Below are 21,508 nucleotides of genomic sequence, written 5' to 3' on the forward strand. Positions count from 1 at the left end.
GTTGATATTTTGAAAATAAACTACCCCGATGGGCGTGTTTTCCATAATAATCGTCCGTCAAAACCTTCTTTAAATACCAGTGCCAAAAAGAAACTTATTTTTGGTGATCGTGGTATGACCCTTGAAGAAGAGATTAATGAAAGCAACAAGTATTACCGTAGTCACGACATTGCTGTGATTTACAAAAAACCTACGCCAATACAAATTGTCAAGGTCGACTACCCTAAAAGAAGTAAGGCTGTCATCAGAGAAGCTTATTTCCGTCAGGCATCTACGACTGATTACAATGGCGTATACAATGGCTACTATGTTGATTTTGAAGCTAAGGAAACGAAAAATAAAAATACTTTTCCTTTAAAAAACTTTCATCAACATCAAATCGATCATCTTAGGATGTGTCAAAAACAAGGTGGTATCTGTTTTGTTATTATAAAATACGTAACTTTAAAACGCTATTTTATAATGCCAGCAGACGACCTCTTCGTTCATTGGGATGCCCAAAAGCACGATGGCGCAAAATCCATTCAGCTTAAGGATATCATTGACTGTTCAATTGAGATCAAAGCTAATTATGATCCTACTTTACCTTATATTGATGCCATACAACAATTGATAGAAAGTGGGAAGGAGAAAGAATGAAAAAGAATACCAGTATATTGACCTTCAAAAATATTCTTAAATGGTTTCTTGCCATCGTAGCCGTTCTGGCTGGAATATTTTTGTTCATCTTTGTTTACTATGCTTTTAGTGCACCGTCTATTAGTCAGGAAAATCTACAAAGTGGTGGATCTTCAACGATTGTTGATTCAACCGGTAAACAAATCGCTTCACTTGGGGACAACAAGAGAAATTATGTGACCATCGATAAAGTACCACAACAAATGGAAGATGCCGTAATTTCTATTGAGGATAAGAATTTTTACAATGAACCACTTGGAATTGATCCGGTAAGAATTGCTAAGTCAGCTTTTAACAACGTTACTAAAGGGACACTTCAAGGTGGAAGTACGTTGACGCAACAATTAGTTAAATTGACGGTCTTCTCTACCGATACTAAAGATCAAACCTTTAAACGTAAGATGCAAGAAGCTTGGTTAGCAATGCGAGTCAGTCAAAAGTTCTCGAAACAACAAATTCTAGAATTTTATGTTAATAAAGTTTATTTGAATAATGGTATTTACGGAATTGAGACTGGGGCAAAATATTACTATGGTAAGTCATTGAAGAAACTAAGCTTAGCTCAAATGGCAATGTTAGCTGGTTTACCTAATGCACCAAGTAATTATGATCCATATACTCACCCTACCCAATCTAAGCAGCGTCGTGATTTAGTTATCCGTGCTATGTACAATAACAATAAGATTACTAAGGCTCAGGCGCAGGAAGCTATCAATACACCAATCAGTGATGGTCTCTTACCTTACAAGAAAGTTTCAAACAGTAGCAATACTAAGCGAATAATTGCTGATCCATACATTAAAGAAGCTATTACTGAAGTTAAGAAAAAAGGCTTTGATCCATATCGTGATAATCTAAAAATTACTATCAATATGGATTATGGTGCTCAAAAACGTCTTTACAATATCGTTAATTCATCTAGTTATGTTCAATTCCCTGATTCTAAAATGCAAGTTGGGGCTTCAATTGTTAACCCTAACAACGGTAAAGTCGTAGCGATGATTGGTGGTAGAAATCTAGGAAATGTTCAATTTGGACTCAATCGGGCTGTACAAACATCTCGTAGTAATGGTTCAACGATGAAACCAATCCTAGATTACGCACCAGCTATCGAAAACCTTAATTGGTCGACTTATCATCAACTGGAAGATACTGAATATACTTACCCAGGAACCAATATTCAATTAAAGGACTGGGATGAAGAGTATGAAGGCCAGATGAGTTTGAGAAAAGCCCTAGTTAATTCTAGAAACGTTCCGGCCATTAGAGCTCTTTCTGCCGTGGGATTATCTAACGCGATAGATTTTGCCAAAGGCTTAGGAATTGATTCAATCAAAGAAAGTGATGGTTTGTCCGTTGGTATTGGTGGTTCAGTATCATCACTTCAAGGAGCTTCCGCTTATGGAGCTTTCTCAAACGGTGGAATTTATTACAAACCTTACTATGTCTCAAAGATTGAAACTGCTGATGGCATGGTCCATAACTACAGTAAATCTGGTAAACGTGCAATGAAGAAATCGACAGCATACATGATTACTGACGTCCTAAAGGGTGTTCCTTCAAGTTATGCTACTTATGCTAATATTTCTGGATTGCATCAAGCTGGTAAGACAGGTACTACTAATTATTCTTCTGATGCTATTGCCGCAAACTCACTGTTAAACGGTAAAGCAAAAGATTCTTGGTACAATGGTTATACTAGGAATTATTCAATGAGTGTTTGGACTGGTTATGATTCTGAAAATCAAAACGGAATTTCTTCAACCTATCAAAGCGTTGCTGGTAAGATTTATAAAGCTGAAATGAGTTATTTAGCTAAACAGGCTGACAGCAATCCTAATTGGAAGAAACCAAGTTCTGTTGTTTCTATGATGATCAAGAATAACGGTTCTACTACACCAACAGTTGCTTCACCTAGTTCAAGTTCATCTACTTACACTAAAGAATTATTTGTTAAGGGACACGCACCTTTTAATCCATATAAGGATTCTGATTACACTTCAAGCAGTGCTTCAAGTTCAAGCAGCAACCAAGTAACTTCAAATAATCATTCAAGTAGCTCTTCTGAATCTAGCGATGAAGAAAATGATACAGATACTAGTGGTCGAGTAGAAATTACTGGTTCAGATGCCGATAGTAATAACAGTAGCGAATCAAACAGTGATTCAAATACAACTGATAGTACAAACAACAATACTAATAGTAATGGCAACACTACTGAAAATAATAATTCTTCAAATACTGGTAATTCCAACAATTCTAACGGTGGAACTACTGGTGGTACGACTGGCAATACTGGTGGCTCAACTGATTCCAATGGTGGAACTACCGGTGGTACAACTGGTAATACCGGCGGCTCAACTAATAGTGACGCTACGACTAACAATGGTGCTACAACTAATAGCTCAGCTGACAATAATGCACAATAAAAAAAGGTTCAAGACAGATGTTTTACTTCTGTTTTGAACCTTTTTATTTTTGAGGTAATCCTTCATTTTCCTCATTTAATTTATCACAAGCAATAATTAATTGATTAGTTTCCTTGGCTGGATCTAATTTCATTGAATATTTGCGTCCATATTCAATCATTGTATGGTGTGCACGATGAAGTTCTTCAGGTTCCAAAACGCTCACAATTTTCTTTTCAACTTGCAAAGGATTAGCTTTTTGATCCACAAAATGCAATCGTTTAGAAATTGCTGACACGTGCGTATCGACCGCAAAAGTTGATTGATTGAAAACATCGCTCAAAACAACATTAGCCGTTTTTCTACCTGCACCAGGAAGCGCCATAATTCCCTTTCGAGTTTCGGGAACAACATCATTTAATTCTTCATGGACAATTCTTGCCGTTTTAATGATGTTTTTAGCTTTATTGTGAAACAGTCCAACGCTCTTAATAATTTGCTCTACGTCTTCAATATTGGCGTTCATGAGGTCCTTAGGTTCTGGATACTTGGCAAACAAAATTGGCGTAACTTTATTGACCGAAACGTCAGTTGCTTGTGCACTCAAAATAACCGATACCAAATATTGAAATGGTGTTCTTGAATCTAATGAAGGACCAACTGGTCCAATATCTTCTTCCATCTGGTGAATGGCCCAGACAATCTGTTTATCTTTTAACATTAATATCCCAGCTTCTTTCGTCGATCTTGGAGTTGTTCCGCTGTCTTAATATTACTCTTTTCCCAGCTAATTAAAATCCGATCCATATATTTCAATGAATAAGCTTGATTCAAGACAGCCTCTCTCAATGCTAAATCAATTAACTCGATACTGTAATGATCATCATCGATCCATTGATGAATTTGCTCTTGCTCAATTGGTGAAATAGGCCGACCAAATTCAACCTCGATTTTTTTAAATAATTCTTCAGTATCTGACATTAACTTATCTTGTTTATTAGCTAATTTCTCTTGTTGTAAAAGATTCTTTAGACGATGAAAAATTGGTGTTAGAGAATAAATATCGCGCTGTTGATGATGATCAACCACGGTTTTTAATTCGATGATACCTAATTTTATTAGACCCTGAATGATCGTATAAATTGAGGCCTCGTCCATCCCAGTATCATCGGCTAAATCTTGAGCCATTGGGAAAGTATTACCTTTTTGAGCGTACATCGATAGAGCTAAATAAACCACTAGATCACGCTCAGTCATACCTAATTTATGAAAATTTTTAATAATCAAATTATTAATAGTCGTACTGCCGCTATCGACAAAAGAATTGAATAAATCATCATTCATATAAATTACTCCAATACATAAAAAAAGCCCGAGAAGACAATCTCGACTTTTTTTGTTTTTTAAATATTATTAATGATCTGGATACTTTTACCAGTTTTAAAATCAACTAAATTATAGCCAATTTTACCATTGCCCTTTTGGAAAGTTACTTCCCAAGTAGGTTTCTTCTTATAAATTCCCAAATTTATATGCAAAATCTTCTTGGCACCATATCGTTGGGCCACTCCATCAATGATTGTTTGACGAACTGGCGCATTATTTTTGTTAAAAGTATCAGTTTTACCACTTTTAGCATTAATAATAATGTAACGATACTTATCATTTTTTGTTAAACCACCGACTGCGTAATATTGCTTTTCACGCGTATAATTGCCGAAATAATCAGGTTGAACGATACCAGCCTTTTCTTTGGCAATCTCGTTGGCTTGTGATTTAGCACTTGAATTTGGTGCTGTCGAAAGATTCAAATAAGTTAATGCAGAAACTATTGCTAATGCAATTAGAGAAATGGTCAATAAGATTTTTGTACTTCTATTCATAATACGTCCTTTTTTTAACTAACAAAAATAGTATAGCAATAATTTACTTAATTCAAAAAGTCATTTATATCTTTTTTAATAGAATCCATATCTTCGTTGATTACCGGTAATCCCTTTGGCAACGAATCCAAAATAGTTTTGCCATAATTCTTCGTCAAAATCCGATTATCTAATAGTAAAATCACGCCTCGGTCATTAGGAGTTCTAATCAGGCGACCTAAACCTTGTCGTAATTGTAAGATAGCATTCGGTAAAGAATCAACTTTAAAGACATTTAAATCTTGTTGCTTCAAAATATCTTGTTTGATTTTAACATCTGGCTGTTCAGGAGATTCAAACGGAATTCGAGTTACGATCAAAATTTCTAGAACTTTTTTCGGAAAGTCGACCCCTTCCCAAAATGAGTTGGCACCTAGCAAGACGGAACGACGACCAATAGCAAAACGCTTTTTAATTTTCTCGTTGGAACCAGTTACGCCTTGAGCTAAGATTTCCCATTTTTCTTTGACATCAGTTTCCATCAAACGCTCATAAACTTTAGCTAAAGTATTTAACGAATTAAACAAAATCATCGTTTGATGATCCAAATTATCGAGGACATCAACAATATACCCCGTAACCATATCAAAATATTCTTCGCTGTTTAGTGACTGAATATCTGGTAAATTAGCTGGTAAATAAATCTTACTATTCTTAGAGATACTATTCATATCTGGCAAAATCACCATTTGATTGATCTGATTTTGGTTTAGCTGTGTATCCAAAATAAAATGTGAAAAATCTTTTTGAATCGTAATTGCAGCTCCGATAGCAAATATCTGACTAAATCGATCAGTCGTATCAGCAATCAAATCACGGATATCATATTGTCGCCAACTGATTTTCAAAGTCTTAGGATCATAGTAATCACGCATTTCTAACTGTAAGCCAAACTTGTTATCTGGACTTTGCAAAGCCTGCAATAGTTCATCAAGATTTTTCAAAACAGTTCGCAATTTTGCATTTTCAATTGTTAAATTAGAAATCACCTTTGATAATTCAACTGAAATGAAGTTCTTTTGAAAATTGTATTGATCGAATAAGGTCTCAACTCGATTGGAAATCAATGACAATTCAACAATTAAATCGGAGAGCAATTCAGTCAATTGATTATTATCTTTACCAAATTCATTGCTGCTATCTAAGATAGAAACGAATTCTTGGCGATCTTTGAAACGAACTTTGTTACGAATGTAATTGCCAAAAATATTGTATTCAATTCGCTCCATCAATTCATCGACAGCTTGGAAATGGGTCTCCATCGTCTGTAAGTCTTGGTAATTCCATAACTGAGTCGTTACTTCAGTGAAAGCATAACGAAGCGTTACTCGATTTTGATATAGAATATCACTAATTTTTTTGACGTACTCATTCAATTTCAAAAAGTCAATTGTTGGTGAACTAGCATCCCGTAAACTGCCAGCAAAATGATTTGCTTCATCGATTACTAAGTAGGAATTGCCACCCCAAAACTGGCTATCTAAATGTCTTGCTAAAAACGACTGATTAGTAACTAAAATTTTAGATTCCAAATAACGATTTTGTTGATACAACCAAAAGTCGTCATTGCTATAAATTGAGTTTTCCTTTGGTTCACCACGATGTCTGATAATACTGAACAAAGGACTACTGTAATTAGTTAAATGTAACTCGCTCAGATCACCGGTTGTAGTCATCGTCAACCAAACAATGATCTTCATTTTTAAAATAGCCGTGTGACTGTGCAAGCGATAATTATCTAGCGCCTCTGAAAAGCGGTCCAAGTCAATGAAATTGTAACTGCTTTTGACGATTTCAGCATGATAATTATTGCCAGTCACTTGATTCAATAACGGAATTGATTGTTCGACGATTTGTTGTTGTAAAACTTTCGTTGTTGTGGCGATAACTAATTTTTGGTCACTGTTGATCAAATAAGATAATGGCAACAAATAACCTAAAGTCTTACCTGCTCCAGTTGGTGCTTCAATTAAATTCCATTTTTTATATTTATCACGATGTTGACTAGCTTTATAAATATTATCCATCAAATTAGATTGGTTCACTCGATAATCAAGGATTCCATCAAGTAATGCTTTCTTGGCTTCCTTAGATCGAGGATATTTAGTCGAATGGTCAATTTGTTCACTAACATGGAAATCTTTTTTCCGTAAAATAAGACCGCCACGTTCATACAAATAAGCCGGCAATACTTCCGTGCGAGCATTCTTTTCCCGCTCTTCTAAAATAGTTTTAAAGACTAAATCTGTTTCCCTCAAAGTATTCTTACCAAATTTAGCCAATAATCGCAAAGTATCTAATGGTAATTGCTGAACCCGCTTCAAAATAACTAAAAAGAGTTCCGCAGTAACGTGGGCGTCACTATTAGCACTATGTGGATTCTTATGAACAATGCTTAGATAACGCGTTAAATCTTGTAATTTATAACTACTGATGGTTGGAAAGAGAATTTGCGATAATTCAACAGTATCGATTGCTTTGACATTTAGTTGATTCATTCCGATACGTTTAAATTCACGATTTAAAAAGGTCAAATCAAAATTCACATTATGTGCAATAAAAACTCGATTTTTTAAAAGTTTAAAGATATCAGGTGCAACTTCTTCAAATGTAGGTGAATCTTTAACATCTTCGTCACTTAAACCAGTTAAGGCAGTAATCCGATTGGGAATTGGTACCTTAGGATTGATTTTTTGATCATAAATATGTGTAATTTCACCATTTTCGATAAGGGCACAGCCGAATTGAATTATACGCCCGTTGTCATGCCAATTAGAATTGGTTGTTTCCAAATCAACAACAGCGTAAGTGTTTTTCAAATCATTCACCTCTCATCTTTTTTCTTAAAGTTTAACTGCTTTGTCTTTCTTCAAGAAATAAAGATATTTACCCAAAACGGGCTTTTTCTTGATTGCTTCAATCGCTTTTGCGTATAAATTAACTTGTCCCGAATATTTCTTAACAAGTTCATCCTCATTTTGACTAGTAACATGATCAGTTTTGTAGTCAAAAATAATTACGCCTTCATTTAATTCAATCACTCCATCAATAATACCATGAACTAAGATTTTATCGTTAATAGAATAGTCTTTTGCAGTATCTTTAAACAATCTTTTGGCTGGCATCAAAATTGAACAAGGAAATTCTCGACTAACACTTTGATGATTATCAACGATTTTTTTACCCAAATTGCTCTGATAAAACTTAGCTAAGCTGGAACAATCGATTTTTTCCGCTAATTCTGGTGTCAGTAATTTTTCATTCGTCATTTGTGTTACTAATTCTTTAAAATCATCAACTTCTGGTGTTTTTTCGATATTGATCTTTTGAAGAACTAAGTGAGTTGCACTTCCGATTTCAGCATTCGTGACCTTTTTAGTCTTCGTCAGAAAATCTGGTTGTGCAAATGAACCCAAATTATATCGGGACTTTTCTGGTAACATCTCTGTCATATTTTCGTCATCAGGATCTTCAAACAAACCTTTGATTTCAGAGACTGACTGATATGCGGTTGTTTCTACTGATTCTTGATATTGATAATCCAAATCTAAAATATCAGCAACTGCATCTTTAAACAATTGACTAGGTTCTTTTGGTAAAAGTTTGATTGTTTGATTCTTGGTAGTTTTGGCATCTTCAGCTTTAGCTTCTATCAACTTAAACTGTAAATGACTATCCTCATCATAGTAATCTGGTGCTTTAGCATCCTGTAAAGTACTGATGCCGACTAAGTTTTGAAAATTATTAGCTTTCATTCTGGCTGATTCATTGACTAAATTATTAGTCATTGTGACATTATTCCAAGTTTTTAATAATTTATCTGAATCTTTACTGAATCCTAACATGATTAACTTTTGCTTAGCTCTAGTCAAAGCCACATACAATAACCGCATCTCTTCAGAAACAGTAGCGATTTTCTTTTGGTAACTGATAATTCCTCGTGGAATAGTCCGATACTTGATTCTTGTTTCATTGTCAGCAATTGTTATTCCAATACCCTTTTGAGCATCAAAAACTGTATCAGATTTAACGTCCATCATATTGAATTTCTTGTCCATATCCAAATAAATTACAATTGGAAATTCCAATCCTTTAGAACCATGAACAGTCATAACTTTGACAGTGTCATCATTGGCTTCAATACTATTTGGTTGTGAAAGGTCCTTATCCAATTTCTGCATTCTTTGGATAAAATTAATGAACTGATGTAAGCCTTTATAATTGTTTTCTTCATAAGCATTAGCACGCTGATAAAGAGCATGGAGATTAGCAGCACGTTGCTTTCCACCAGGCATCCCAGAAACATATTCCAAAATACCAGTTTCTTGATAAATCTTCCAAATCAATCGAGCAATACTGTTTTTATTAGCAAAGTCACGATAATTATCCAATTGAACTAAAAATGAACTGATTTTATTCTTGAGATGTTCTTCGCCATCTTCAGAAACTGCATATTCATTTAATGCCGTAAAATAGCTATTACGCTTGTCAATTATACGAATCTTAGCTAGTTCTTCTTCATTCAAGCCAACGATTGGCGAACGTAAAACTGCAACTAAAGGAATATCCTCGTAAGGATTATCAACCAATTTCAACATCGACATCATAATTTGTAATTCCGTCGTCTGGAAATAATTTTGGGCATCCTTAACCATAACTGGAATATTTACCTTAGAAAAATAAGAAATGATATCCGTATTGTTATCTCGAACTCGTGACAAAATAGCGATATCCGAATATCTCAATGGACGGATCTTTTCAGCTTCAGTATCAGCTTTCATCTTGCTGTCATAAATTTCAAATCCTTGATCTATCAGAGTTTGAATTTTTTTAGCAGCGGCACTGATCAACGTTTGACGTTTAGTGATTTCCTCGTCTTCATCACCGACATAAACATCAAATTCATTAGTTGTATCGACCGCATCGGGGAAATTAGTTCCGGTAATCAATTTTGACTTTTCATCATAGTCGATATCACCAATTTTTTTATCAAAGATTTTTGTGAAGATATTATTGACGAAATCATCAACCGCCTTTGAGGAACGAAAGTTCATTGATAGTTGAATCAATTCGTCATCATTATCATCTTTTTGGAATGCTTCATATTTTTCAGTAAATAATCTAGGAGCTGCTTGTCTAAAACCATAAATTGATTGTTTGATGTCCCCTACCATGAAGCGATGATTATTCTCACACGACAACAAATCAATGATTTTATCTTGCATGGCATTAACATCTTGATATTCATCGATCATTAGTTCATGAAACTTATTTTGATAATATTCTTGAGCAATCTTGCGACCGTCGACTTCACCTTCCAAGATATCGACTGCCCGATGCTCTAAATCATTGAAATCTAGAACGTGACTATTAGTTTTGAGTTTTTGAAATTCCTTGATAAAGCTATATTCAACTTCAACTAATTTTTGAACCAAACCTTGAGCAACTTTTAAGGCTTCGTTGACGCCAATTTCCGACTTTAAGAAATAATCAGTGACAAGGCTCTTTAATTGATCGTCAAGGGTCTTCTTGACATCCCCTGCTTCATTCATAAGTGAGAGGTCTTTTCCCTCTTTGTCAGCTTTGGTAACTCGTTGCTTTTTATTCTTAAATTTAAAATTATAAAAGAATTCACGCAATTGGTCGTAATTGTATTGCGATAATTCTGAATAGATTTTTTGTAATCTTTCTTCAGCTTCTTTAAAAACATCCAAATACGTTCCTGCTAATTCATCAACGGCAGCTAAATCCAAACCTTGTTTAACGGTCAACAGAATTTCATCTAGACGTAACTTGATCTGTGGCAAAAATTCCTTTTGATAAAATTCACTTTGACTGAAAGAATCTGTAAATTCGTATGTTTTGCTCAAATCGTCCAAGTAAGCTTTTGTGTCACTAGTTGTAATTGCAAAATCGTACAGTTTAAAAACAATATCTTTCAAACCATCGTCAGTTTTGTCATTAGTAAAATTATTTGTTAAATTGATGAAATTATAATCATCCTTGTCATAATAACTATTACGTACATTATCATAAGCTTGTTCTTGAATAATTGACTTTTCAGTGTCATCACTCAATAAGCGAAAATTGGGATCTAGATCGATTACATAATAAAACTTCTTGATGACGCTCAAGCAAAATGCGTGCAAGGTACTGATATTAGCCATTGGGATACGAAAAATTTGTTTTTGGAGACGTCTTTTTTCATCAGCATTGTCAGTTTGATTGACAGCTTCTTTTAGTGCTTTTAATAATCGATCTTTCATCTCTTGTGCGGCAGCCTCGGTAAAAGTTGCTACCAATAAATTATCAACATCTTCATCGCTCTTCAATTCACGCAAGATTCGTTCAATTAAAATAGTCGTCTTCCCTGAACCAGCCGCAGCTGAAACCAAAATATCATGTCCACGATGTTCAATTGCTTTTTCTTGATCTTTTGTCCACTTAGGCATTGTCTTCCTCCAAAATTTCTCCGATTTTTTCTAGAACGTCTTTTTTGTTGTAATTGATAATATCGTGATACTCATTTTCTGGTAACATCGCATCAAATTCAAAAATTGGACGAAAATCACTGTATTGTAAATAGGTAACTTTTTTGTAGCGATAAGGATTTAGATTTAGCTTTCCTGAATAAATTTTCTCGCCAGCATTTTTGATCAAACGACGATTATAATTAAGAATCTTAAAGAGATCATCATCAGAAATCACATTGTCTTTACCAAAACTGACTACCGGAGACCTAGATGATCTTACATTTTTGGAAGTTCTAGCCTCCGTATCAAAATTATCCAGCAAATCTTCATCATTTAGTAAAATCCCTTGCAACTTGAATTGAGCCAATATTTGTTCAGCAAGCGGCACTTGTTTTTTACTCAACGGAATAAAAGGATTGCTAATGTGCTCATATAAAGCTCCTCCAACTTTCACATCAGAGTCGTCTACCTTAAATAGTTCCAAATTGTCATTCAAACTTTGAATGTACGTTGGCATCTGCATAGTGATTCCATTTAAAAATTGTGGGAAGTTGAAGTCTTTGCCACTCGACTTGTAATCGATAATCGTCAAGTAAGCTAACGCCTGTTCTGGCAAAAGCATTTCATCGATTCGATCGATTTTTCCACGGACGTTGATTTTATGATTTCCGGGCAGTTCATAGGATAAGCCTGGTAGATCTTGCTGATTATTGATTCGACCAAAAGTCACTTCTGAACGTTTGGGGTTAAAACCATTGCGTTGATACTGTTGTCTCATATTTTTAACTAATTGAACTAACGTACTTTGCAATTTATTAGAGATGTAAAGCATTCGAGCAGAAGATTTGAAGATTTTATTTTCTGGTAAACTAGCTTGTTCCTCAAATAAATCAGAAATTAACGCGGTTATCTCCTGATCATTAAAATCTGCCAATCTTTGATTATGCTTATTAAGGTATTTGACTAAGCTATCTAAAACAGCGTGAAATACTGAGCCCGTTTGAGCTGGCGTTATCTCAAATAATTGTCGAGGATACAAACGCAAACCATATCTCAAAAAATACTCGTATTCATTTTTGTAGAAAGTCTCTAATTGAGAAATCGAAACATTGATATTTTTGCCATACAAAGCATTGACCGTTTCTGGAGTTAGATCAACGGGCTTATTTTGATAATTCAACGAACTCAAGGCAAATTCAGAGTTTTCCTTATCACGACCTAACAATTGCTTACGAACATACTGCCAAGCATCTGGCAAATTAGCATTTTTATCCAAAGCACTGCGTGAAATCCTAATCAAGTAATTCAGCGTCGAAGCTTTTGAACCAATGTATTGCAAAATATGATTATCTTCTAAATCGTCAGTTGCTGGATTGAGTAATTTGTCTTCGATTTCCAAATTAAAATGGTCTTTGATTCGTTTGACATAACTGGATAACTCTTGCTTCTTATTATCCTCTGTCAAATTAGGATAAGTAAAAATCAAGCGTTGAGAACTAGCTGTAAATGAAATGTCGTGCAAATATGGTTCCGCATTGTTGATTACTTCATCTGATTCTTTCAAATACTTACCATCGGTCAAATTATTATTCAAAAAACCACGTTCATCATCAGTTACCAGATTGTTAGAGACCGTTGCTCCTGGCATATTGGCAGTTGTTGAACCTAAAATAAAAGTAATTTTACGATTATTAGGTTGAATCATTCCAATTTCAGAAATACTTACAGCATCAAGCGTTGAAGGAATCTGAGAATAAGTAGCGTTTTCAAAGGCAGCATCCAAAATACTGATGAAATCGTCTGATTCAAATTCTTTTTCACCAAAAACAGTTACGTATTCGTCTAAGATTTGGTTAAACAAATTAACAATTTGCTCTGGTTGATTAGCTAACGTTAAATTTTGTTCTTCAGTTGCCTGTTTCTGCCAAGTTAACAAGACATCAAAAACGTGATTCTTAGTTAAGAAAGCGTACAAGGCAGTAGCACTTTCAAGTGAAGATAATTTTTGATCCAAAAACTTGTCTAATTGCTGGTAAATTGATTTTATAAAACTTTTAATGACATTCATTAATTGATATTCATGGATTTTTTCAGCATCAACTTTTTCATCTAGTTGAACATCAGGTTTAAAGGCAGCGCCTAACCAATTTTTCTTGGTTGTGCCATTAGCTAAAGCGTAGTTTTCTGTTAAATCTAGAGCTTGTCTAAAAGCTGATAAATCATCTTTGAATTCATCGGGAATCAATAGTTCCGTTCTTAACAAACTAATTACATCGTCTTCTTGCATCCCTTTGTTGTGAACGGCAAATAAAAGGTCAACCAAACGTTTAAACGGATGATTAGCCATTTTCTTTTGCAAATCGATGAAATAAGGTACTTCATTATTTTCCATGAATGATTCAATAAAGGAACTATACTCTGATAAATTACGTGCTAAAATCAAAAAGTCGTTGTAACGATAACCTTGACGAGCTACCATTTGTCGGATGTATGAACTAACTGCAGAGATCTCAGTTTGTTTATCAGTACATCTCCACACCTGAACGGAGCGCTTATCATCAAAAATTGAATCTTTGATATTTCCTACGCCACTAGACTGAATCCAATAGTCTTCCAGTTTTGCTAAATCAGGACTAATTCTTGGATTTTGTGCAAAGTACTCTTTACTGGCAATCTGCTGCTGTTTGGCAAAATCAATCAATTGCTGGTAAGTCGAATCAGCACGGTAATAAAAATCGGCTGGATCGTTCGTATTTGATTTTTCTAAGACTAATGACACGTCAAGATTGCCACTGTTAATCATCAATGATTTTACTAAATTTAATTCTGTGGCTGTGAATGATGAAAAGCCTTCAATATAAAAGTGATAATGACTTGTCTTAATCTTGGTATTCAAATAATCAGCCAAAGCATTCAATTGAAAATCATTAGTATTATAATTTTGGATTTGTTCCAAATAAGCTGTATAAATTAAATTTAATTCCTGAATTTTATCGGCAAAAACATCTTGTCCGTTATCATTCAAGACTAATTCAATATCTTCTGGTTGAACTTGTCCGTTCATAAACTCATTGAATTGAGAAATCATTTGATCTAAAAATCCAGGTTTATCAATCATTCCTGAAAAAATTTTCAAATCTTTTTTGTGCGTTTGAACGATTTCTTTTAATAACATAGCTGCTTTAGTTTGCGTTAAGCTTTCTAAGTTATACTCACCACTGTCACGCAAAAAATACCAAGCTAAACGTGAGAACGAGAAAGTTTGGACATTATTTGTAGCAATCAATTCATCGTCATCATTACCAAATGACTTGAGAATATTGACTTCGGACTCGAATTTTATGTGATTGGGAACTAAGAAAAAGAATTGTCCCTCTGGATCTTTTTGAAAATCTTCATTAAATAATTCCATCATTTTTTGATGATGGTCAAATTGGTTCTTACCTAATACAAAATTTAATGTCATATTTATTCACCCGCAAAAATTTTATCATAGTTAACTGCCATAAAGTGGAAATCATCACAATAGATGTATAAAATAAATACTTAGAGAAACTGAGGTGAGCATGTGCTTAAAGGAATAGGAAAAAGTCACGGAAAAACGATAATTATGGGAGAACATGCGGTAGTTTATGGCTACCCTGCATTTGCTATCCCATTGTTAAGTACACCTGTGATCGTAAAAATAAAACAAAGTGAGAACAATTCTTTGATCTCCAAGTACTATGCTGGAAAAATCGACCAAATTCCAGACTCTTTAGCTGGAGTTAAATACTTAATTGGTCTACTAGATAACAAAATGAATACTGAACACGTCAATTACACGATCAGTATCGACAGTGGTTTGCCTATCGAACGTGGAATGGGTTCTTCAGCTGCTATCGCCTGTGCTATCACTAGAGCTTTTTTTGACTTCTTTGATCAAGAACTTGATCATCAGACATTATTAAACTACGTTAACAAATCAGAAACTGTCACGCATGGTAAAGCCAGCGGTTTAGATGCTTTAACGGTTAGTTCTGAATATCCGATTAAATTCAGTAAGGATGAAGCTCCCAAAGCCTTTACATTCAATTCAGAAGGTTTCATCGTAATTGCGGATTCTGGCGTTAAAGGCAAAACTAAAGAAACCGTCGCTGACGTAAAAAAAATGTACGATGAAAACACTAAAGTCGTTGGTGCATACTTGAAACAATTAGGCGATTATGCTGCCGATGCAAATAAATATCTAAATCAAGGCAACTTGAAGCAATTAGGTTTGGTATTTTCTTTAGCCAATGAAATCTTAACTAAGTTGAATTTAGCCATTCCCAAAACCGATAAACTAATCGATGCAGCAAATCATGCTGGTTCATTGGGTAGTAAAATCACTGGTGGTGGTCGTGGTGGCTGCATTATTTGCTTAGCCCGTAATTTGACTAATGCCCAAATGATTCAAAAAGCTCTCGTTAAAAATGGAGCGGAACAAACTTGGATTCAACCACTATCAATTTACGCGGAGGATTCAGAAATTGACTAGAACAGCACGCGCCTATACAAACATTGCCTTAATTAAATATTGGGGCAAAAAAAATAAACAGCTTAAACTTCCCTACACAAATAGTTTGTCACTGACTTTAGACAGATTTTATACTGATACGCTTGCTACAACTATCGATAATGATAAAGACATCATCACATTAAATGATCAATTGTTAAATGATGCAGAAAGTAAAAGGATTCGTAATTATTTAGATACCGTCAGACAAATGTATTCATTTGACGAGCATTTTCAGATCAAAACTACCAATCACGTTCCAACTTCGGCTGGTTTTGCTTCGTCTGCCTCTGGCTTTGCTGCTTTAGCCGGTGCTATCAATGAAACTAAACAATTAAATCTTGATAAAAAACAACTTTCAATTTTGGCTAGAAATGGCTCAGGTTCTGCTAGTCGTTCAATCTACGGTGGTTTCGTCGAATGGAATGCTGGTTTTGATAATGAGTCTTCTTTTGCCGTGCCTATTGACGAAACCCCAGACATTGACTTAACCTTACTATCGGTTGTGATCAATCAACATAGTAAGAAGGTTTCTTCAACTGTCGGCATGGAAAATAGTGTAAAAACCTCCCCTTTTTACTCAAATTGGGTTACACTTGTGTCTTCAGAGATAAAAGAAATTAAGCAAGCAATTGCTCAAAAAGATTTACAAAAAATCGGAGAGATTTCCGAGCACAATGCAATGAGTATGCATGCTTTGACCTTGTCTGCTAATCCTTCGTTCACTTATTTTGCACCAGAAACAATTCGGATAATTCAATTAATTAAGGAAATTCGTCAAAAAGGGATTTTCGCGTATGCTACAATTGATGCTGGTCCAAATGTTAAAATAATATGTACGAAAGAATCAATTCAAAGGGTTCAAACATACATCGAACAACAACTATCAAATGTAACGACTGTCGTTGCCAACATTGGTCACGGAATCGAATATATCTGATATAAATTGAAAGGTATGATATTTTTGTCTACAGGAAAAGCACCTGGAAAATTATATTTAGCTGGGGAGTATGCGGTCGTTGAAACGGGATTTCCCGCAGTTTTGACTTCTGTCAATAAATATGTGACTGTTACCATTAACAAAGCTAAAAATGGTGGAACAATCCAATCTAAAAATCTCAACAAAGAATTGATTCACTGGAATCGTCAGGGAACGGAATTAGTCTTCGATGATTCTGAGAGCCAATTGCAATACATCTTGGCTGCTATCAAGTTCGTTGAAAAATACGCTTTAGAGCGCGGAACTAAATTAAGTTATTATGATTTATTAGTTACTAGTGAATTAGATTCCTCAGATGGCAAGAAATTTGGTCTTGGATCATCAGCTGCTGTCACAGTCGCCGTCGTAAAGACTTTAGGCGATTTTTATCACTTAGATTTGTCAGCAATGGATATTTACAAGATTTCAGCTATTTCTCACCTATCGGTTCAAGGTAATGGTAGTCTGGGTGACATTGCCGCTAGTGCTTTTGGTGGCATTGTTGCTTACTACTCACCAGATCGTAACTGGATTTTTAATATGGTAAGAAACCACAGTATTACCGAAATTTTGTCACTCGATTGGCCTGAATTAAAAATTCAAAGCTTAAATCTTCCTGACAATCTAGAATTAACAGTTGGTTGGACAGGCTCTCCCGCTTCAACATCTATTTTAGTTGATCGAATTGCTTTGACTAAAGTTCAAAAAGTCGAGAAATATCAAAAATTTCTTCATGCTAGTCGTCAAAATGTTGAAAAACTAATTGATGGATTTAAAACTAACAATTCTAATCTCGTCAAAGAAACTTTTAGTAAGTATCGTAATCTATTAGCCGATTTAGCCGAATTTAGTGATGTTCACATTGAAACAGAACTCCTCACTAAACTTTGCGATATTGCTGAAAAGCTTGGAGGTTCAGCCAAGACTTCCGGTGCCGGTGGTGGCGATTGCGGAATCGTTTTAAGTGATATGGATCTTGATGTAACTGAATTGAAAAAAGAGTGGCGAAAAGTTGGAATTACCCCTCTTACCTTAAAAATTGGAGACACAATTGCTCATGCCTAAACAAGATGCACAAATGCAACGCAAAGTTGAACATCTTTTCTTAGCTGAAAAATTTTTTACAGACGAATCCTTCGCCGATTTCGACAGGGTTCGCCTTCTTCATAATGCCCTACCAGAATTAAAAGTAAACGACATTGATCTAACGACAAATTTTTTAGGTAGAAAAATGTCGTTGCCGATTTATTTTAATGCAATCACAGGTGGCTCTAGACCGTCTCATAAATTCAATACTGAATTATCCCAACTGGCGGCTAAATTGAACATCCCTGTTTCTAGTGGCTCAATGGGCGTTTACTTACGTTTGCCAGAAGAAACTAAGGCATCATTTACTACTTTAAGAGAGCACAATCCAAATGGCTTTGTAATTGCTAATGTTTCGGCCAAAGTCAATGCACAACAAGCACAAGCTGCTATTGATCTTCTAAAAGCCGATGCATTACAAATCCATCTTAATGCCTTACAGGAATTAGCTATGCCAGAAGGAGACCAAGAATTTTTTTGGATGGATCACATTAAAGAAATTGTTGATACCGTAACTGTTCCTGTCATCGTTAAGGAAGTTGGTTTTGGGATATCTCAAGAAAATCTTGCGCAATTATTCAATATTGGTGTTAAAAATGTAGATATTTCAGGCTTCGGTGGTACTGACTTTGCCCAAATCGAGAGTGAACGCAATCATGAATTGGACTTGACCTACCTAGATCGATTCTCTCTTTCAACCGTTGAATCACTTTTGGAGTCAAGAAGCTACCAAAATAATCTAAATATCCTTGCTTCCGGTGGTATCAGAACACCAATGGATGTCATTAAGGCTATACGTATGGGTGCTACTAGCGTTGGCATGTCAGGTTTAGTCTTACACCACTTACAGAAGTACTCTTTTGGTGAAACAGAAATTTTCTTCACCGAATTTATCAAACAACTCAAATTGATCATGGCTGCTATCGGCGCTAAATCAATTGAGGATATAAAAAAAGCCCCCATCATTTTTGACGGGAACTTAACTAATTATATGAAACAACGTCATATTAACTTCTAACGTCTTAATCCTTTTGGATAGACGTTTTTTATTTGCTGATTACTGTAACGTCCCCAACTAAATAGCTTGCCTTCAAATGAAAGACCAATCCATTTATTGTCAAAATCCGGACGTTGCTTCAAAATCACTGATTCACCATGTAAATATTTATCATATTGTTCTTGATCCAATTCAAAAACTGTTTTTAATTCATTAGGTTTGAGTGCTAACATCCATGCGATGTCAGGCTCAAATCTATTTTTTTTGAATTCACCAAGCCTTAACCCATTGCGCAAAATATGCAATCCTTTGAAACGATTATCCAAACTAGCTGCTTGATATAAGAAGTCATTAATTTTTAGCCAGTTATTTTCAGACAAGGTAGTTAAATTAGTTTTGGCAAATTTATTCACGAATTTAAGGTCGTCTTTTTTCAAACCAGTGTTAATTTGGCGTTCCTTTGGTTCAGCTTTTTCACCATCTTTAACCATTTTGCACATGAAATGGCCTTCACCATTGAATTGATCAGGGAACATTCGCAGAGCTTTCTTTAATTCAGGGTTATTATTCCCCCACTCTGGGCGACCGTCTTCCATACCGGCATACTTTTTAACTTCAACCAAATGCATGTCAGGATACTTTTTCAAGAACCAATCAATATTTTGTTCATTTTCTTCTGGAGAAAAAGTACAAGTTGAATAAACTAATGTACCACCGTTGTCCAACAATTTGTAAGTTGAATCTAAAATATGCTGCTGACGGTTGGCACATTGTTCAACATAGTCTAGTGACCAGTATTGAGTTGATTTGGGATCTTTTCTGAACATTCCTTCGCCAGAACATGGAGCGTCAACCAAAATTTTATCAAAATAATTATTGAATTTCTTTTCAAAATCTTTAGGAGAATTATTAGTTACAACAGTATTAGTAATCCCCATTCTTTCAATGTTAGAGGATAATACTTTGGCACGCTTAGAATTAATCTCGTTGCTGACTAAAAGCCCCTGAGAGGCCATTTTTGAAGCTATATAGGTTGTTTTACTACCAGGAGCAGCACACAAGTCTAAAATTTTATCGTCTTTAGTGGGATCAAGAATTTCTGTTACGTACATGGCACTAGGTTCTTGACTGTAAACATATCCAGAAATATGGTCAATTGAATTACCATCAATATCGCCATAATAACCAATCGAACTGTATTCAATCGGATTATCCAAAGAATAAGCAACATTTTGATAATTAGGCTTCAATGGATTCAAACGAAAAGCATCTTGACTATCTTCTTGAATAGCAGAAAATAATCTTTCGGCTCTATCCCCCATTAAATTACGATATTTTTCTTTAAAGTCATTACTTAAATCGACTTTCATTATTACTGATCACTCCGTTTAGTAAAGAATATTTGTGACAAACCTATCAAAATTGTAATCAAGACCGAGACCGTCATGAACAAATTGAAGGTGTTGTGACTGATGATAACAATCTTCCAATGAACCGCCGTAAATCCAAGAGCATACGGAATCAATGTATAAATCAAATATCTAATCATCAAGCCATTTCGATAATTATTTTTTAAATCACCGGTTAAATGAGATCTAGCTAAATCAAATTTCAATGGCACTAAAATGTAGAAGTCGACTGCTACGATCAAGAAGAACAATAAGACAATCCCGACCATGTAGAGCTCACCATTATTAGTAGCATCAACATTAGTAAAGTCATCAGTTTGTGGGACATATTTATGGGTCGATTTAACATGTAGAACCTTTTTGATCTTCGACAAGCTCTCTTTGTTGGATAAAGCATTACCATCGATAACTGTAGTAACTTGATTCAAATGGTACTTAGATTTGGGTTGATTAGGAGATAATGAAATCAACGTTTGTGAATTTAAAATATTGGCACCATCAAAACCTGTATTACCAATTACTGATATATAGTGATTATCAATTTTGATGTAGGCCTGACTTTGTGGTTTATAAGCCTCAATTTCAGATGTTTTACCTTGAACTGCAAATGGAATTTGAGAAGTAAAATCTTCTTTCGAGAAATAACGGCCACTCGTCAAAGGAAGTTTATTAAATTTATTATGGCCATAAATGTAACCAATATCACTATTACTCTTTTCAAAGAAAATCATTTGATAACTAGAAGTTTTTTCCTTAGACAACTCAGAAACAGCTGTTATTAAGTTTTTCTTCGATTTAGTTTTTAAAACTAAGGCATCATCACTCATCCCTAGTCGGTTCATCGTATTGTTGTATTTTATAGAATCGCTCTTAGAAATAGCAACTCCAGTTAAAAGGATTATCAAAAAGATAACAATACTAGAAATTATTTTTTTCATTTGAAACCACCTAAATAATTAATCTTACTGGTATCTTATTTTACACTAAAGAACCAAACAAGGTTGGAACAATTTTGCCCC

14 protein-coding genes are annotated in these 21,508 nt (G+C 34.8%); 6 read left to right on the top strand and 8 right to left on the bottom strand.

The features are described 5' to 3' along the window. The first annotated feature begins 9 nt into the window (after nt 1–9). Together recU and G6534_RS05215 are read left to right on the top strand one after the other, a co-directional pair. Nucleotides 10–639 carry a Holliday junction resolvase RecU gene (gene recU, locus G6534_RS05210; RefSeq protein ID WP_059073341.1) on the top strand — a complete coding sequence of 210 codons (630 nt, stop codon included), beginning with the start codon at nt 10–12 and terminating at the stop codon, nt 637–639. Next, complete coding sequence (locus G6534_RS05215) at nt 636–3,107, top strand: transglycosylase domain-containing protein (RefSeq protein WP_059073340.1); 2,472 nt, start codon at nt 636–638, stop codon at nt 3,105–3,107. The genes recU and G6534_RS05215 overlap by 4 nt, the downstream gene beginning before the upstream one ends. 43 nt (nt 3,108–3,150) lie before the next feature. On the opposite strand, the gene G6534_RS05220 is transcribed toward G6534_RS05215, so the two are convergent. Genes G6534_RS05220 through G6534_RS05245 form a run of 6 tightly spaced genes read right to left on the bottom strand, consistent with a single transcriptional unit; the run spans nt 3,151 to nt 14,947 of the window. After that, complete coding sequence (locus tag G6534_RS05220) at nt 3,151–3,807, bottom strand: endonuclease III domain-containing protein (protein ID WP_059074723.1); 657 nt, start codon at nt 3,805–3,807, stop codon at nt 3,151–3,153. After that, the gene (locus tag G6534_RS05225; RefSeq protein WP_059074722.1) at nt 3,807–4,430 is read right to left on the bottom strand and encodes a DnaD domain protein; all 624 of its coding nucleotides are present in this window, start codon (nt 4,428–4,430) and stop codon (nt 3,807–3,809) included. Before G6534_RS05225 ends, G6534_RS05220 begins: the two co-directional genes overlap by 1 nt. 59 nt (nt 4,431–4,489) lie before the next feature. Further along, nucleotides 4,490–4,969, bottom strand: coding sequence for a cell wall elongation regulator TseB-like domain-containing protein (locus tag G6534_RS05230; RefSeq protein ID WP_059074721.1), 480 nt, complete (start codon nt 4,967–4,969; stop codon nt 4,490–4,492). 47 nt (nt 4,970–5,016) lie between these two features. Next, entirely contained in the window at nt 5,017–7,827 is a 2,811-nt protein-coding gene (locus G6534_RS05235) for a helicase C-terminal domain-containing protein (protein ID WP_182083221.1), read from the bottom strand. Between the two features lie 24 nt (nt 7,828–7,851). Next, entirely contained in the window at nt 7,852–11,460 is a 3,609-nt protein-coding gene (addA, locus tag G6534_RS05240) for a helicase-exonuclease AddAB subunit AddA (RefSeq protein ID WP_059074720.1), read from the bottom strand. Further along, nucleotides 11,453–14,947 (bottom strand): PD-(D/E)XK nuclease family protein, encoded by a 3,495-nt coding sequence (locus G6534_RS05245; protein ID WP_182083222.1) that lies wholly within the window; start codon nt 14,945–14,947, stop codon nt 11,453–11,455. Before G6534_RS05245 ends, addA begins: the two co-directional genes overlap by 8 nt. Nucleotides 14,948–15,049: 102 nt before the next feature. On the opposite strand from G6534_RS05245, the gene mvk reads away from it, so the two are divergent. Genes mvk through fni form a run of 4 tightly spaced genes read left to right on the top strand, consistent with a single transcriptional unit; the run spans nt 15,050 to nt 19,101 of the window. Continuing rightward, a complete protein-coding gene (gene mvk, locus G6534_RS05250) occupies nt 15,050–16,000 on the top strand; it encodes a mevalonate kinase (RefSeq protein ID WP_182083223.1) in 951 nt (316 codons plus the stop codon). Continuing rightward, nucleotides 15,993–16,958 (top strand): diphosphomevalonate decarboxylase, encoded by a 966-nt coding sequence (gene mvaD, locus G6534_RS05255; RefSeq protein ID WP_059074716.1) that lies wholly within the window; start codon nt 15,993–15,995, stop codon nt 16,956–16,958. Before mvk ends, mvaD begins: the two co-directional genes overlap by 8 nt. Before the next feature lie 24 nt (nt 16,959–16,982). After that, on the top strand, nt 16,983–18,062 hold the full coding sequence (locus G6534_RS05260) for a phosphomevalonate kinase (RefSeq protein WP_182083224.1): 1,080 nt from the start codon (nt 16,983–16,985) through the stop codon (nt 18,060–18,062). After that, on the top strand, nt 18,055–19,101 hold the full coding sequence (gene fni, locus G6534_RS05265; RefSeq protein ID WP_182083225.1) for a type 2 isopentenyl-diphosphate Delta-isomerase: 1,047 nt from the start codon (nt 18,055–18,057) through the stop codon (nt 19,099–19,101). The genes G6534_RS05260 and fni overlap by 8 nt, the downstream gene beginning before the upstream one ends. On the opposite strand, the gene G6534_RS05270 is transcribed toward fni, so the two are convergent. Continuing rightward, the gene (locus G6534_RS05270; RefSeq protein WP_182083226.1) at nt 19,098–20,450 is read right to left on the bottom strand and encodes an RsmF rRNA methyltransferase first C-terminal domain-containing protein; all 1,353 of its coding nucleotides are present in this window, start codon (nt 20,448–20,450) and stop codon (nt 19,098–19,100) included. The genes fni and G6534_RS05270 overlap by 4 nt on opposite strands. A 2-nt stretch (nt 20,451–20,452) precedes the next feature. Next, nucleotides 20,453–21,427 carry a hypothetical protein gene (locus G6534_RS05275; RefSeq protein WP_059074714.1) on the bottom strand — a complete coding sequence of 325 codons (975 nt, stop codon included), beginning with the start codon at nt 21,425–21,427 and terminating at the stop codon, nt 20,453–20,455. Nucleotides 21,428–21,508: the final 81 nt, after the last annotated feature.

It is taken from the genome of Companilactobacillus pabuli, assembly GCF_014058425.1.
In the GTDB taxonomy this organism is placed as follows: domain Bacteria; phylum Bacillota; class Bacilli; order Lactobacillales; family Lactobacillaceae; genus Companilactobacillus; species Companilactobacillus pabuli.

What these genes read in the sequence shown, in the direction of transcription:
- G6534_RS05270 (WP_182083226.1), bottom strand. Translation starts at nt 20,450, where the DNA reads ATGAAAGTCGATTTAAGTAATGACTTTAAAGAAAAATATCGTAATTTA.
- G6534_RS05215 (WP_059073340.1), top strand. Translation starts at nt 636, where the DNA reads ATGAAAAAGAATACCAGTATATTGACCTTCAAAAATATTCTTAAATGG.
- G6534_RS05275 (WP_059074714.1), bottom strand. Translation starts at nt 21,427, where the DNA reads ATGAAAAAAATAATTTCTAGTATTGTTATCTTTTTGATAATCCTTTTA.
- fni (WP_182083225.1), top strand. Translation starts at nt 18,055, where the DNA reads ATGCCTAAACAAGATGCACAAATGCAACGCAAAGTTGAACATCTTTTC.
- addA (WP_059074720.1), bottom strand. Translation starts at nt 11,460, where the DNA reads ATGCCTAAGTGGACAAAAGATCAAGAAAAAGCAATTGAACATCGTGGA.
- G6534_RS05230 (WP_059074721.1), bottom strand. Translation starts at nt 4,969, where the DNA reads ATGAATAGAAGTACAAAAATCTTATTGACCATTTCTCTAATTGCATTA.
- G6534_RS05245 (WP_182083222.1), bottom strand. Translation starts at nt 14,947, where the DNA reads ATGACATTAAATTTTGTATTAGGTAAGAACCAATTTGACCATCATCAA.
- G6534_RS05225 (WP_059074722.1), bottom strand. Translation starts at nt 4,430, where the DNA reads ATGAATGATGATTTATTCAATTCTTTTGTCGATAGCGGCAGTACGACT.
- G6534_RS05220 (WP_059074723.1), bottom strand. Translation starts at nt 3,807, where the DNA reads ATGTTAAAAGATAAACAGATTGTCTGGGCCATTCACCAGATGGAAGAA.